Annotated in this window: 15 protein-coding genes; 5 read left to right on the top strand and 10 right to left on the bottom strand. The window is 72.0% G+C overall.

Annotated elements, in window-relative coordinates:
• Positions 1-65: 65 nt before the first annotated feature.
• Positions 66-359: a co-chaperone GroES gene (gene groES, locus ACYVJ3_RS00590; protein ID WP_460850532.1), complete on the bottom strand. Its 294-nt coding sequence runs from the start codon at positions 357-359 to the stop codon at positions 66-68.
• A gap of 164 nt (positions 360-523) precedes the next feature.
• Here groES and ACYVJ3_RS00595 point away from each other — a divergent pair, with 164 nt between their 5' ends.
• Together ACYVJ3_RS00595 and ACYVJ3_RS00600 are read left to right on the top strand one after the other, a co-directional pair.
• Positions 524-1705 (top strand): class I SAM-dependent methyltransferase, encoded by a 1182-nt coding sequence (locus tag ACYVJ3_RS00595; protein WP_460850534.1) that lies wholly within the window; start codon positions 524-526, stop codon positions 1703-1705.
• 113 nt (positions 1706-1818) lie between these two features.
• Positions 1819-3948, top strand: a complete 2130-nt coding sequence (locus tag ACYVJ3_RS00600) for an MMPL family transporter (RefSeq protein ID WP_460850535.1) — start codon at positions 1819-1821, stop codon at positions 3946-3948.
• Here the strand turns inward: ACYVJ3_RS00600 and ACYVJ3_RS00605 are convergent.
• Positions 3945-4670, bottom strand: coding sequence for an SAM-dependent methyltransferase (locus ACYVJ3_RS00605; protein WP_460850536.1), 726 nt, complete (start codon positions 4668-4670; stop codon positions 3945-3947). The two genes, ACYVJ3_RS00600 and ACYVJ3_RS00605, sit on opposite strands and share 4 nt — an antisense overlap.
• A 16-nt stretch (positions 4671-4686) precedes the next feature.
• Positions 4687-5265 carry a hypothetical protein gene (locus ACYVJ3_RS00610; protein ID WP_460850537.1) on the bottom strand — a complete coding sequence of 193 codons (579 nt, stop codon included), beginning with the start codon at positions 5263-5265 and terminating at the stop codon, positions 4687-4689.
• 114 nt (positions 5266-5379) lie between these two features.
• Between ACYVJ3_RS00610 and ACYVJ3_RS00615 the strand changes: the two genes are divergently transcribed.
• The 3 genes from ACYVJ3_RS00615 to ACYVJ3_RS00625 all read left to right on the top strand — a co-directional run bounded on the left by ACYVJ3_RS00615 (position 5380) and on the right by ACYVJ3_RS00625 (position 7296).
• Positions 5380-5847: a hypothetical protein gene (locus ACYVJ3_RS00615; RefSeq protein WP_460850538.1), complete on the top strand. Its 468-nt coding sequence runs from the start codon at positions 5380-5382 to the stop codon at positions 5845-5847.
• Positions 5847-7037: a hypothetical protein gene (locus ACYVJ3_RS00620; protein WP_460850539.1), complete on the top strand. Its 1191-nt coding sequence runs from the start codon at positions 5847-5849 to the stop codon at positions 7035-7037. The genes ACYVJ3_RS00615 and ACYVJ3_RS00620 overlap by 1 nt, the downstream gene beginning before the upstream one ends.
• Before the next feature lie 88 nt (positions 7038-7125).
• Positions 7126-7296: a hypothetical protein gene (locus tag ACYVJ3_RS00625; RefSeq protein WP_460850540.1), complete on the top strand. Its 171-nt coding sequence runs from the start codon at positions 7126-7128 to the stop codon at positions 7294-7296.
• Between the two features lie 168 nt (positions 7297-7464).
• Here ACYVJ3_RS00625 and tsaD read toward each other — a convergent pair whose 3' ends face one another.
• The 7 genes from tsaD to ACYVJ3_RS00660 are packed head-to-tail and all read right to left on the bottom strand — an operon-like array spanning position 7465 to position 14159.
• On the bottom strand, positions 7465-8529 hold the full coding sequence (gene tsaD / locus ACYVJ3_RS00630) for a tRNA (adenosine(37)-N6)-threonylcarbamoyltransferase complex transferase subunit TsaD (RefSeq protein WP_460850541.1): 1065 nt from the start codon (positions 8527-8529) through the stop codon (positions 7465-7467).
• A complete protein-coding gene (gene rimI / locus ACYVJ3_RS00635) occupies positions 8526-8978 on the bottom strand; it encodes a ribosomal protein S18-alanine N-acetyltransferase (RefSeq protein WP_460850542.1) in 453 nt (150 codons plus the stop codon). The genes tsaD and rimI overlap by 4 nt, the downstream gene beginning before the upstream one ends.
• Entirely contained in the window at positions 8975-9589 is a 615-nt protein-coding gene (gene tsaB / locus ACYVJ3_RS00640; RefSeq protein ID WP_460850544.1) for a tRNA (adenosine(37)-N6)-threonylcarbamoyltransferase complex dimerization subunit type 1 TsaB, read from the bottom strand. The genes rimI and tsaB overlap by 4 nt, the downstream gene beginning before the upstream one ends.
• Before the next feature lie 10 nt (positions 9590-9599).
• On the bottom strand, positions 9600-10511 hold the full coding sequence (gene tsaE, locus ACYVJ3_RS00645; protein ID WP_460850545.1) for a tRNA (adenosine(37)-N6)-threonylcarbamoyltransferase complex ATPase subunit type 1 TsaE: 912 nt from the start codon (positions 10509-10511) through the stop codon (positions 9600-9602).
• On the bottom strand, positions 10508-11596 hold the full coding sequence (locus ACYVJ3_RS00650; protein ID WP_460850546.1) for an alpha/beta fold hydrolase: 1089 nt from the start codon (positions 11594-11596) through the stop codon (positions 10508-10510). Before ACYVJ3_RS00650 ends, tsaE begins: the two co-directional genes overlap by 4 nt.
• The gene (gene alr, locus ACYVJ3_RS00655; RefSeq protein WP_460850547.1) at positions 11593-12750 is read right to left on the bottom strand and encodes an alanine racemase; all 1158 of its coding nucleotides are present in this window, start codon (positions 12748-12750) and stop codon (positions 11593-11595) included. The genes ACYVJ3_RS00650 and alr overlap by 4 nt, the downstream gene beginning before the upstream one ends.
• 5 nt (positions 12751-12755) lie before the next feature.
• A complete protein-coding gene (locus ACYVJ3_RS00660) occupies positions 12756-14159 on the bottom strand; it encodes an NAD(P)H-hydrate dehydratase (protein ID WP_460850548.1) in 1404 nt (467 codons plus the stop codon).
• Between the last annotated feature and the right edge of the window lie 14 nt (positions 14160-14173).

Raw genomic sequence — 14173 nt, forward strand, 5'->3', positions numbered from 1 at the left:
GGCGACCTCACAAGCGAAGCGGTCGTCGAGCGCCCCCGGCGCAGCCAGGCGGGATGCCAGGTGCGTCAGGCGATGACGGCGAGGACGTCGCGCGCGGTGAGGATCAGGTAGTCCGTACCGGCGTACTTGACCTCGGTGCCGCCGTACTTGCTGTAGATGACCTTGTCGCCGACCGCGATGTCGAGCGGGACGCGGTTGCCGTTGTCGTCGACACGACCGGGACCGACGGCCAGGACCTCGCCCTCCTGCGGCTTCTCCTTGGCGGTGTCCGGGATGACGAGACCGGAGGCGGTGGTCTGCTCGGCCTCGACCTGCTTGATGACGATGCGGTCCTCGAGAGGCTTGATGTTGATCGACACGGGTCGACCTCCCCTTCACATGTAGCTGCGGTGGTTCACGTCTGCGTTGGCACACTCCGGCGGAGAGTGCCAGCCCGACGTTAGCACTCGCCCAAACTGAGTGCTAGTGCGCGTCGGCCCGTGGCGGCCGCTGTCGCGCTCCGCGAACCTGACAGGATGCGGGCGTGGACCTCGACGACTTCCGCTGGCTGCTCACCGAGGCGGGCCAGGAGCTGCTCTCGGCGGCCACCGACGCGGTCCGCGAGGGCATGCCGGAGCTCCAGGTGCAGTCCCTGCTCCGGCGTACGACGACCGCGGAGCGCGCTGCGGGCGTGCTCACGCAGGTCGAGCTGCGCGCCCACGCCGTGGCCAAGTTCGGCGAGCTGGCCCAGCACCTCTACTTCACCCGCGACGCCCTCGAGCAGGCCACCCGACTGCGCGTCTCGACCCACCGTGCGGGCCGGATGGCGGCCTTCGGAGCCGAGACCATGATCGACCTCGGCTGCGGCATGGGCGGCGACCTGGTCGCCGCGGCCCGCGCGGGCCTGGTCTGTGCCGGCGTCGACCTCGACCCGCTGCGGGTCGAGATCGCGGCCGCGAACCTGGCCGCCCTCGGCCTCCCGGGAGCGACCAAGGTCGCCGATGCGACCGAGGTCGCCCACGACGGGTTCGACATCGCGTTCGCCGACCCGGCCCGGCGTACGGGCGCGGGCCGCAGCTTCAAGGTCGAGGACTGGACTCCCCCGTGGACCTGGGTCGAGGGTCTGCTCACCCGCGACGCCTGCGTCAAGGTCGCCCCCGGAGTCCCGCACGACCTCGTCCCCCGCGGCGTCGAGGCCGAATGGGTCAGCGACGTCGGTGAGGTCAAGGAGGCCGCGCTCTGGTCCGGGCGTACGGCGACCGTCGCCCGTCGCGCCACCGTCATCGCGGCCACGGGCGGGCTGGCGAGCATCACCGACGAGGACGACCCGGGAGCGGCGGCGGTCGGCGTGCGCCGGGTCGGGCGGTTCCTCTACGAGCCGGACGGCGCCGTGATCCGGGCGGGCCTGGTCACGGCCGTGGCGGCGGGCATCAACGGCGGCCTGGTCGACCCCAAGATCGCCTACGTGACCTCCGACGAGGCCTTCCAGACGCCGTTCGCGCGCGGCTACCGCGTGGTCGAGGAGCTGCCCTACCGCGAGAAGCAGCTGAAGGCGGCGCTGCGCGAGCGCGGGATCGGTCGGCTCACCATCAAGAAGCGCGGCGTCGACATCTCCCCCGAGCAGCTCCGCAAGCGCCTCGCCCCGACCGGCGACGCCGAGGGCACGATCGTCCTCACCCGGGTCGCCGGCGAGGGCACCTGCCTGCTCGTCGCACCCCTCGCCTGAGGCCGGGCCCGCAGTCATGACACTTGTCATGACGAACAGGCGATGAAATCCCCACCGGCACAGTCCACTGAGGCCGTAGGTTCGTTGTCATGTTCAAGGTCCTAGGTCGTTTCGTGACCCGCTTCCGTTGGTTCGTGGTCGCCTCGTGGCTCATCCTGGCGGTGGCGGCCGCCGTCTTCGCCCCGGGCCTGAAGGCCACGACCGACCAGTCGTCCTTCCTGCCCAGCAAGTACGAGTCCATCAAGGCCTCGGAGATCCAGGCCAAGCAGTTCCCCCAGGCCACCGAGCCGGGCGCGATCCTGGTCTTCGAGCGTGCCGACGGCGGCGCGCTCAGCAAGCCCGACGTCGCCAAGGCGACGGCGGTCGCCAAGTCGCTCAACGGCGATCTCGGCAAGACCTTCCAGGCGCTGCCCGCCGACGTCGTCGCGGTGCAGCCGGCCAAGGACGCGAAGGCCGCGATCGGCATCGTCCCGCTGGCGAAGGACGCCAACGCGTTCGACACCCAGGCGACCGACGACGTCAAGGCCCTGCGCAAGGACGCCCAGAAGCTCATCGACGGCACCGACCTCAAGCTGTACGTCGGCGGCGCCGCCGCCCAGCAGCTCGACAGCATGGACTCCAGCGCCAACACCATGAAGATCGTCGCCGGCGCGACGGTCCTGCTGATCATCGTGCTGCTCTCGATCATCTTCCGCAGCGTGCTGATCACGCTGATGCCGGTCGTCGTGATCGGTGTCGTGTCGACGGTCGCCAACGGAGCGATCGGTCTGGCCGCGAAGTGGTTCGACCTGCAGGCCGACGCCTCGCTGCAGGAGATCCTGATCGTGGTGATGTTCGGTGTCGGCACCGACTACATCCTGTTCTTCCTCTTCCGCTACCGCGAGCGGCTGCGTGAGGGCGAGGACATCGGACCCTCCATCAGCTACGCGCTCGAGCGCGCCGGCGAGGCGATCGCGTCCGCCGGCGGGGCCGTGATCGTCGCCTTCAGCACCCTGGTCCTGTCGTCGCTGGGCATCTTCAAGGCGATGGGCCCGGCCCTCGCGATCGCGGTGGCCGTCATGCTGGTGGCCGCACTGACCCTGGTGCCGGCCGTGGTCTCGCTGCTCGGCAAGCCGCTGTTCTGGCCGTCGAAGAGCTGGAAGCAGGAGTCCACGGGGAGCCGCTTCGCCTCGCTCGGCTCGGCACTCGGCAAGCGCCCCTGGGCCTTCGCCGCCGGGTCCGGCCTGATCCTGGTGATCCTCAGCGCCTTCTCGTTCGGCTTCTCGCCCTCGTTCGACTTCACGTCGAGCATGCCGTCCAACCTCGAGTCGTCGAAGGCGACCGCGGCGATCGCCGACCACTTCGCCGCCGGCGCGAGCGACCCCGCCACGGTCATGGTCCAGGCGAAGCACGGCACCCTGAGCCAGCAGCGGGCCGACGACTTCGCCAAGAGCTTCGTCGGTGTCGACGGCGTCGCCCAGGTCGCCCCGGCCGGCGGCACAGCGCAGGCTCCGCAGTACGCCGTGCTCTCCCCCGACCGGACGACCGCGAAGGTGAGCGTCGTCCTCGACAGCAACCCCGGCTCGGACGCCGCCGCTGCTGCGGTGCGCGGTCCCGTCCGTGCCACGGCCCACTCGGCCGCGGCGAAGATCGGCGCGTCGGCGTACGTCGGCGGGCAGACCTCGGTCTTCGTCGACATCGACACGGCGATGAAGCACGACTACAAGGTCGTCTTCCCGGTGGCGGCGATCATCATCCTGCTGATCCTGATGGGCCTGCTGCGCAGCCTCGTCGCGCCCTGGTACCTCATGCTCTCGGTCGGCCTCGGCTTCGCGGCGACCCTGGGCGCGACGGTGATCGTGATCCAGCACATCAAGGGTGACAGCGGCCTGATCTTCATGCTGCCGATCTACATCTACCTGTTCGTGGTCGCCCTCGGCACCGACTACAACATCTTGATGATCGCCCGGTTGCGCGAGGAGGCCCGCGAGGGCCGCTCCCCACGCGACGCGGCGGCCCAGGCGGTGCGTCACTCCGGTCCGACCATCGCCGCGGCCGGCGTGATCCTGGCGGGCACCTTCGCCTCGCTCATGCTCGGCGGCAACTCGCTGATCGTGTCGATGGGCTTCGCGTTGTCGTTCGGCATCTTCACCGCGGCGTTCATCATGTCGATGTTCTTCACGCCCGCGCTCACCGCGATCGTCGGGCACGCCGCCTGGTGGCCGGGCCACGGTGACGAGAAGCAGGCCGAGAAGCAGGCCTAGCGGATCCGGCGGTAGATCCCGTCGTCCCTCTGTGCGGCCCCGACGATCCGATCGTCGGGGCCGTACGTCGGCGTGAGGCCCTGCGCCGACGACGACGGGAAGCCGGTCACGACGGGCTGGAAGTCGCTCGCCCCGGCGGTGTCGCTGAACCTGAAGTTCGCGTGCCGGATCACGAACAGCCCGCCGCGCCGCAGCGTGCGGCAGAGGCCGAAGACCGTGCGGTCGAAGTCCTCGAAGCGCAGCAGCTCGCGACACGACTCCGGCCCCGCGTTGAGGTGGCCGTGCCGGAAGACGGCGAGCGCGAGGACGACGTCGTACGCCGCCGTCGGCTGGGTGTCCGCGTCGGCCGCCCTCAGGACGCGGACCCGCTCGCCCAGGCCCGCCTCACGGACGCGCTGTCGCGCGCGGCGTACGGCGACGGGGTTGATGTCGATGCCGGTGATCTCGGCTCCCGGGAAGCGTTTCGCCAGCGTGATCAGCTCGTCGCCCGACGAGCAGCCGAACGACAGGATGTGCGGCGCGTTGCGGCGGTCGGCCGGCAGCTCGGTCGCGATCCGGGCGAACTCCTCCGGGTAGCGCTCGGGCTCGGTCGTCGTGTACGGCTGGAACAGGTTGCGCGGCCGCAGGATCTGCGCGACCGCAGCCTCGCGGTGCTCGCCACCGGCCGCGACCTGGCGCAGCAGCGACCACGCGTGCCGCAGCGGTCCGACGCCCTCGCTCACAGACGCAGTCTGTCAGTCACTTCCACTCCACGCTCGCCAGCACGGAGTCGATGATCCGCTTCGCGTTCGGGGAGTTCGTCTCGAACACGAGCGCGCCTCGAACGTCCCCGACCACCGGGTCCCACTCGAAGAGGTAGTACGTGCCATCGTGGCGCGCCTCGGTGGTGAATCCGGGGTGCCCACCGACCACCCGGTCCGGGAGCACCTTCGCCGTCTTCGGGTAGTCCGCCTTGAGCAGGGCGAACATGCGCTTCCGGTAAAGCGCCTCGGACGCAGCGCCGGCAGGCACCTCGTCATAGGTGATCGACCAGCTGTAGTGACCCTTCGACTCGAACCCGTGCTCGCGGGTCGGGCCCGCGCTGTAGGAGTACCAGGTGACGTCGGCCGGAAGGCGGTAGCTGAGGATCTTGCCCTGGACCAGCTTCCCCGTGCTCGGCGCGACCGCACTCGCTGACGACGAGGAGGAGGCCGACGAGGCCGACGTCGTGGTGGGTGCGCTCGACGTCCCCGACGGATCGTGCGGCTGACCGCCGCAGGCGGTCGCCGTGAGCGCGATCAAGCCGGCGGCAGCAACGAGGGGGCGCGTAAAATGCATGGAGGTTCCTTCCCGAGAAACACATGTGTTTGTGGCACAGCATGGCGGGGCAGGAGCCACCTTGTCAGCAACCGTGGGCAACCACGGCCTCCACTCGGGAAAAGGCTGGAGCACATGGCCGTCACCGGAATGAGCATCCTGGACAACCTGTCCGCGGGCCTCGGCAGGCTCGTCACGGTCGCCGAGCTCGCCGCGATCGACAGCGAGATCGACACGATCATCAGCACCATCAAGCACGAGCTGCAGCACTACACCCCGGAGCACTTCAAGCACCAGGGTCATGTCGCGACCTCAGCTTGGGGCGGCGGCGAGCGGTCGGCCAACGTCGCGATGCACCACACGCGCGCACACGAGGTCATGGCCGACACGCTCCTCGGCGTACGCAAGGACCTCGAGGAGTACCAGGCCGCGTGCAAGGAGGCCCGCCGCTACCTGACGGAGGCCGACCTGACGGCCGCGAGCGACCTCGACGCGATCCGGAAGGCGGTCGACTCGCTCTCCCACGCCTCCCAGGCCAACAACTCGAACACCGCCTTCGGCAACGCGCAGGTCGCGCACGCGAATCCGGCAGGAGACCACTGATGACCGGCCACAACCTCGAGCGTCTCAAGCACCTCAAGCACGGCCTGAACAGCGACGACGTCCGCCGATCACAGATCGCCTGGTCCGATGGCGCATCGTCGCTCAAGGCCGTCATCGACGCGCTCGGCGGACTCAGCCCGAAGGCCATCACCGCCTTCGGCGACAGCGAGACCGGTCGGAGCGCGAAAGGCACGCTCGACACGATGCAGAAGAACCTGGCGGTCCGCCACCGGCAGATGAAGACCGTCGCGGCCAAGCTTGACACCGCAGCCAACGACATGTGGTCCGCCGAGCAGACGCCCATCCCCAACGCGCCCGGACCGGCTCCGACGAAGCCGAGCCCGATCGGCAGCAGCACGAACGCCACGGTCGCCGAGCACGACATGAACCAGTACAACGAGGCGAAGCAGCATCACGCTGCGGCGGTCACGGCCTACGGCACCGCCGACTCGGACGCCGAGACCAAGGTCAACGCGGTCAACCAGAGCTATGACGCCGCGGCCGCGGCGCTGGCCGAGATCCACGGCGACCCGGCTGTGGGCAGCCCGTCGAGCAGCAGCTCCGGCTCGACGCCGACCTACGGTGGGACCGGCCACACCGGCACGCGGCACCCGAGCGGCTACACCTCGGGAGTCATCACGGGCACCCACCACCATCACTCGACGAGCTGGTCCTCGGCACCCGGCTCGACCACCTCGTGGGACCCCTCCGGTGGCCCGTCGACGGGCGAGCCCCCGACCGGTACGCCGACCTCGACGTACCCGCCGGACTACCCGTCCACCGACCCCACTGACACGCCTGCCCCGAACCCCGGCGCCGACCCGACCAGCACCGGCGGGCCCGGCGGGCCCGGCATGTCCCCGCTGATGGCGGGCGGCGGCGCGATCGGCGCGGGCGTCCTGGGCGGCTTCGGCATCCGCAGCGCCCTGAACAGCCTGCGGCCGACGATCGAGATCCCTGGCTCGAGCGCGAACGAGATCGGCGCCAGCGCCCGCAGCACCGGGAGCGGCGTCCTCGGCGGCAAGAGCACCGGCGCCGGCTCCGGATCGGGCCGCGGCTCGGGTACCGGCAGCGCCGGCTCCGGATCGGGCCGCGGCGACAAGAAGGGCAAGCGCGGCAAGGGCGAGGAGTACGACGTGGACGAGGACTGGACCGAGGACGACGGCCAGTTCCCCGGGGTGCTTTCCTGAAAAAAGGCGATTCTCTGCCGAATCGCGTGATGTTCCGCGGTCACCGACGTCTGGGTAGGTGACATCTCGGAAACCAAGGAGCATCACCATGAGCACCCAGCTGACCGCCCAGCATCGCGCGACCGAGCCGCTGACGAGCGTCGAACGACCCGACGTCGTCGGCCTCCACCGGGGTGGTCGCACCAGCGACCTCCCGATCGCCGCTGCGCTCGGCATCATCCTGCTCGTCGTGGCCGCGATCCTCGCGGTGAACCACTGACATGACCTTCTCGATCGCGTCGCTCTCGGCCGTCATCTCCACGCTGGTGATCGACCCGCTGCGTCGCTGGCGGCGCTGACACGTCGGCCCTCGGATGTCCCTCGGACCCGGCCGCCGGGCCGGGGGGCGCCCGGCCGAATCGGTCCGTCCAAGCCCCACGACCGAGGGTCAGCGGGCCAGCACCTCGGTGACGGGGAGGCTGGAGTCGGCCGGGAGGTCCAGCGCGCTGGGCTGACGCCCGCGCGCCACCATCGTCGCCCCGAGGGCGGCGACCATCGCACCGTTGTCGGTGCACAGGCCGGGACGCGGCACCCGCACGCGTACGCCGACCTTCGCGGCCCGCTCCTCGGCGAGCGCCCGCAGCCGCGAGTTTGCGGCCACGCCACCGCCGATCATCAGGTCCTCGATGCCCTCGCTGGCAGCCGCCGCGAGCGCCTTGCGGACCAGCACGTCGCAGACCGCCTCCTGGAAGGACGCGGCGACGTCGTTGACCGGCACCGGCTCGCCGGAGCGCTCACGGGCCTCGACCCAGCGCGCGACCGCGGTCTTGAGGCCGGAGAAGCTGAAGTCGAAGCGGTGCCGCTCGAGGTCCTTGCGCGTCGACAGCCCGCGCGGGAAGTCGATGGTGATCTGACCGTCACGGGCAGCCCGGTCGATGTGCGGGCCGCCCGGGAACGGCAGGCCGAGCAGGCGCGCGACCTTGTCGAACGCCTCGCCGGCGGCGTCGTCGATGGTGGCCCCCAACGGGTCGACGCCCCCGCCGTCGGCTCCCCCGCCGGTGATGTCGGTGACCCGCAGCAGGCTGGAGTGCCCACCGGAGACCAGCAGCGCGAGGCTCGGCTCCGGGAGCGGCCCGTGCTCGAGCTGGTCCACCGCGACATGGGCCGCGAGGTGGTTGACGCCGTACAGCGGCTTGTCGAGGCCCAGCGCGAGCGCCTTGGCGCTGGCGACGCCGACCAGGAGTGCGCCGGCCAGGCCGGGCCCGTGGGTGACGGCAATGGCGTCGACGTCGCGCAGGGCGATGCCGGCGGTGTCGCAGGCCCGCTGGATGGTCGGCACCATGGCCTCGAGGTGCGCACGCGAGGCGACCTCGGGGACTACGCCGCCGAAGCGCGCGTGCTCCTCGACGCTGCTGGCCACCGCGTCGGCGAGCAGGGTGTGTCCGCGCACGATGCCGACGCCGGTCTCGTCGCAGGAGGTCTCGATGCCGAGGACCAGGGGCTCGTCACTCACGGGTCCATCCTCACCGATCGCTGCATGACCACTGCCGTCGACCCGTCGCGGTAGTAGCGCGGCCGACGGGCGATCTCGGTGAACCCGGCCTCCAGGTAGAGCGCCTGGGCGGCGACGTTGTCCTCGCGGACCTCGAGGGTCATCCGCTCCGCACCGCGCTCCCGCGCCTCCGTGACACAGCCGTCGAGCAGGCGCCGGCCGAGGCCGCGCCGGCGCTCCCCCGCCGCGATCGCGATGCGCTGGAGCTCGGCGTCCTCGCCGGCGACACTGACCACGGCGTGGCCGAGCAGCCGTCCGTCCTCCTCGAGCAGCCAGTAGCTCACGGTCGGCAGCTCACCGGCCACCCCCTGCGCGAGCAGGTTCTCGGTCCACGCGTCCTCGGGGAACGAGGCTGCCTCCGCCGCCGCGACGGCCGCCAGGTCACCGACGACCGCGAGGCGGACCTTCACCGGCCCTGCTCGGCGTCGGGTCGACGCAGGTACATCGGCTCGGGCTCGACGACCTCCGCGCTGCCGTCGGCGACGATGCGCGCCAGCCACGCGCCGGACGCGCGCTGCGGACCGACCGCGTGCGGGAAGTGGTCGGGGTAGATCAGCGCGCCCTCGCCGACCACGGGGCCGTCGGTGGCCACGACCGCCGGCTTCTCGACGACCGGTCCGGAGGTACGCCGACCCGCAGCGTCGTACGTCGCGAAGTAGACCTCCTTGCGCCGCGCGTCGGTCGCGACCGCGAAGTCACCGGTGACGGCGCCGTCGGCGACCGCCTGCGCGGCGAGCACGTCGAGCGTGCAGACGCCGTGGACCGGGAGGCCGAGGACATGGGCAAGGGTCCGCGCCGTGACCAGCCCGACCCGCAAGCCGGTGAACGGTCCGGGGCCGACGCCGACCGCGATGCCGGTCAGGGCGCTCCGGTCGATGCCGACGAGTGCCTGCTCGATCAGCGGGGCGAGCGTCTCGCCGTGCTTCATGGGCTGGTCGGAGACCAGGTCGGCCAGGACCTCAGCGCCATCGACGAGTCCGACGGCGACCGTCGGGGAGGCGGTGTCGAGGGCGAGCAGCACAGGCGGAAGGCTACAGCGGGCGGTCGAGCCAGCCCGCGCCCCACGGCTCGATCGTGACCACGCGCGGATCGTCGCCCGGGTCGACGTCGAGGCTGGCGACGGCACGGTCGATGCGGATCTCCAGCGGCGAGTCGGTGAGCACCTCGGCCATCCCGCGACCCCACTCGACGACCGTGACCGCGGTGTCGAGGTCGGCGTCGAGGTCGAGGTCGTCGAGCTCGGCGGAGTCGCCGAGGCGGTAGGCGTCGACGTGGACGAGCGCCGGTCCGTCGCTGAGGCTCGGGTGCACCCGAGCGATGACGAAGGTCGGCGAGGTGATGCCGCCGCGCACGCCCAGTCCCTCACCCAGGCCCTGGGTGAACGTCGTCTTGCCGGCGCCGAGCTCACCGCTCAGGACGACCACGTCGCCGGCCCTGAGGACCTTGGCGATGCGGCCGGCCAGGTCGCGCATCTCGTCGGCGGTCGCCACCTCGACCGTGGTCGGGGTGGCTCGCGCGAGGCGGACGTACGGCGAGGTGCGGCCCGTCTCACCGAACCCCATGCTGCGCCAGAACCCGATGGTGCGCGGGAGCTCCTCGCGGGCCAGCACGGCGACCTGGTGGACGCCACGCGCCGCGGCCGCCTCGAGGGCGGCCGAGACCAGCGCTCGCGCCACGCCCTTGCCCTGCGCGGCGGGCGTCACGCCGAAGCGGCGCAGGCAGATGACGTCGTCGACCCGGTCCAGGATCACGGTGCCGCACGGGACGCCGTCGGCGTACGCCAGCAGGCCACCGGCCCCCAGCAGCGCGCCGATCGTCTCCTCGGTCTCGGCGAGGGCATCGGTCGGCGGATCCAGCGCGGGTCGGTCCGCGAAGGCCGCGCGGACGACCGCGAGGACCTGCGCAGCGGCCTCGGGGCCGACCGCTTCGACGGTGACGGTCACCGGCGCCCGGCCCCCTCCGTCGCAGCCGTGATGAGCTGGTCGAGCTGGGCGTTGACCATCTCGTGGCGCTCGAGGATCACCATGTGCCCGGCGCCCTCGCACTCGAGGAGCTCCGAGCCCTCGATGCGGGCGTTGAGCTTGCGGGAGTGGCCGATCGAGGTGAGCTTGTCCTTGGTGCCGCAGATGATCGTCACCGGGATCTTGCTCAGCGTCTCGACACAGTCGAACTTGTCCAGGCGCACGAAATTCGGGAAGAACTCCGCGACCGTCTCGAACGGCGTGGCGGACAGCATCTCGTCGACGAACTCGACGTACCCGAACGGCACCTCGTCGCCGAACGCGAACCCGTCGGTGACGACCGTGGCGACGCTGCTGCCCATCCGCCGCAGCGCGTCGACGATCTTGTGGCCGCGACTGAGCGTGCGGATCGCGCCCGAGGTGAGCGGCACGCCGAGCTTGGCGGGCAGGAACGGCACCAGGATCCGGCTGTCCAGGCCGCCGGCGGTCGTCGAGACCAGCCCGACGCCGATCACCTTGGTGCCGATCATCTCGGGGAACTGCTCGGTCAGCGCGACGATCGTCATGCCGCCCATCGAGTGGCCGACCACGACGACCGGGCCGTCGGGCGCGACGGCCTCGATGATCGTCTTGAGGTCGCGACCGAGCTGGTCGATCGTCGAGTTCTCGCGCGGGCTGTCGCCCGAGCGACCGTGCGAGCGCTGGTCGTAGAAGACGGTCCGGACCAAGCCGCGGTACGCCGCCCGCTGGAAGTGCCAGCAGTCCAGGTTGAGGCAGTAGCCGTGGGCGAAGATCAGCGTCAGCTCGTCGAGCCCGTTCTCGCGGTCGCGGCGGAAGAAGCGACGACCCTCGGGCGCACGCTCGACGTCGTCGATCTCGACGTGGAGCGGGGTGCCGTCGTCGGCGAGCACGGTGATCGGGTCGGAGCGCAGCGCACCGAAGGCGACCCGCTCACCGGCCCGGTGGCTGATCTGCCGCTGCTGACGGGCGACGCCGAGCGCGGTGCCCGCCGCTGCGATGCCGAGAGCACCCGCGATCGAGCCGAGGATCCGGTTGCGGTTGCTCATGCATCCACCTCGCTGTCGACGTACGTCCTGGCCATGCGGCCTCCGATCCTGGTGACGATCTCGTAGTTGATGGTGCCGCACGCCTCTGCCCAGTCCTGGGCGGTCGGGCCGCCGGCCCGAGGCGGACCGAAGAGGAGGACGTCGGTGCCGGGCTCGGGGCGGTCCCCACCGAGGTCGACGACGAACTGGTCCATGCACACGCGGCCGCGGATCGGCCGCCGCTTGCCGTCCACCGCCACCTCCGCGCTCGCCGCCGGGTCGGCGGACGAGGCATGACGGGGTACGCCGTCGGCGTACCCGAGCGGGACCAGCCCGACGGTCGTCACGCGGTCGGCGGTCCAGAGGTGGCCGTAGGAGACGGAGTCGCCGATGGCGAGGTCCTTGACCATCGCCAGCGGGGCCCGCACGGTCATCGCGGGGACCAGGCCGAGGTCGGGGGTCACGCCCGGGGCCGGGTCGAGGCCGTACGCCGCGAGGCCGCACCGCACCAGGTCGAAACGTGCGCTGGGCCGCAGGATCGCGGCGGCGGAGTTGGCGAGGTGGCGCAGCTCGGGCGTCAGGCCCGCCGCCGCGGCCAGGTCGAGCGCCCGACGGAAGGCGCGCTCCTGGCGGTTGTTGGCCGGGTGGTCCGGCTCGTCGGAGCAGGCCAGGTGCGACCAGATGCCGGTGATCCGCCACCTCCCGGCCCGCTCACCCTGCGCGGCGTACGCGAACAGGTCCGTCCAGGTGCCGGCCGGCGCGCCGCCGCGGGACAGGCCGGTGTCGACCTTGAGCTGGACGCGAGGCGTCGTGCCCTGGGGCGCGGCGGCAGCGATGTCGTCGAGCTCGGCGATGGAGTAGGCGGTGAGCTCGATGTCGCGCTCGAGCGCGGCGGCCAGGTCGGTGTCGGGCACGGTGAGCCAGCAGAGGATCGGGCCCTCGATGCCGGCGTCGCGCAGCGCGACCGCCTCCTCGACGGTCGCGACGCCCAGCCAGTCGGCACCACCCTGCTTGGCTGCCCGGGCCGACTCGATCGCGCCGTGGCCATATCCGTCGGCCTTCACCACGACCATCAACCGGGTCTGGGTGTGCTCACGCAGGACGCGGGCGTTGTGCCGGATCGCGGCCAGGTCGACCTCGATCCGGCCGGGGCCCAGGCTCGTCGGCGCGGTCATGCCCCTCATCCTCCCAGGATGTCTCTGACCAGGACCGGCAGGGCGGCAGCGATGTCGCTCGCGACCAGGGTCCTGTCGTGTGCGGCGAGGGTCGCGGCGGCGCCGTGGAGCCACGACCCGACGCTGGCGGCGTCGTAGGGACTGAGGCCGGTCGCGAGCAGCGCGCCGATGAGGCCGCCGAGCACGTCGCCCGCCCCCGCGGTCGCCAGCCACGGGGTGCCGGAGGTCGTCACGCGGACCCTTCCGTCGGGGTCGGCGACGAGGGTGCCCCGGCCCTTGAGCAGCACCGTGGCGCGGTAGCGGGCTGCGGCGTCGCGAGCGTGGGTGAGCGGGTCCGCCTCGACCTGTGCGCGGGCGGTGCCGAGGAGGTCGGCGAGCTCGCCGGCGTGCGGGGTGAGGACGGCCGGGGTCGGTGTCGGGGCGGCGAGGTGGCGGAGGGCGTCGGCATCGACCACGAGAGGTACGCCGTCGGCGAGTGCCTCCTCGAGCTGCCGCTGCGCCGTGTCGGCGCCGCCGGAGCCCACCACCCAGGCCTGGACCCTGCCGTTGCCGACGACCTCGGGGTGGCGGGTCCTGACGACGTCGGCCGCGTCGCCGACGTACCTCACCATCCCGGCGAGGCCGGTGTTGGCACCGGCGACGCTCAGCAGGGCGGCGCCGGGGTAGGTGGCGCTCCCGGTGCGTACGCCGACCACGCCGCGGGTGTACTTGTGGGCGTCGGCCGCGGGGCGGCGGATGAGGGCCGCCACGTCCTCCTGCTGCAGCGCCTCCACCGGGCTGTCGGGGAGGTCCAGGCCGATGTCGACGAGGTGGACCACGCCCGACGCCTGCGCTGCCGGGTCGACCAGGTGAGCGACCTTGTGGGTGCCGAAGGTGACGGTGAGGTCGGCGCGGACGAAGCGCTCGGGGAGCGTGCCGCCGTCGACGTCGACGCCGCTCGGGGTGTCGACCGCGACGACGGGGAGGCCGTGCAGGGCGTCCAGCGCGCTCCAGGCGTCCTCGCGCAGTCCCGGTCGGCCGCCGATGCCCACGATGCCGTCGAGGACCACGTCGTAGCGCCCGGTGGTCTCGAGACGGTCGCTGCGCGACCTCCTCGACCAACGGAAGCTCCGGCCGCCAGCAGCCCGCAGCTCGGCCAGCCCACCCTCGTGGACCCGGTCGGAGAGCAGCCACGCCTCCACGCCGGCTCCCCGGCGGGCGAGCCGTGCTCCGGCGTACAGCGCGTCGCCGCCGTTGTCACCGCTGCCGACGAGGATCAGGATCCGCCGGCCCGAGACGCCGCCGAGGAAGTCGGCGACGGCCGCGGCCAGGCCCGCGGCGGCACGCTGCATCAGCGTGCCCTCCGGCAGCCCGGCCATCAGCGCGGCCTCGGCCGCCCGCACCTGCTCGACGGTGTGCGCGCGGATCATGCTCCAACGCTAGT

The sequence above is a fragment of the Nocardioides montaniterrae genome (assembly GCF_054782655.1).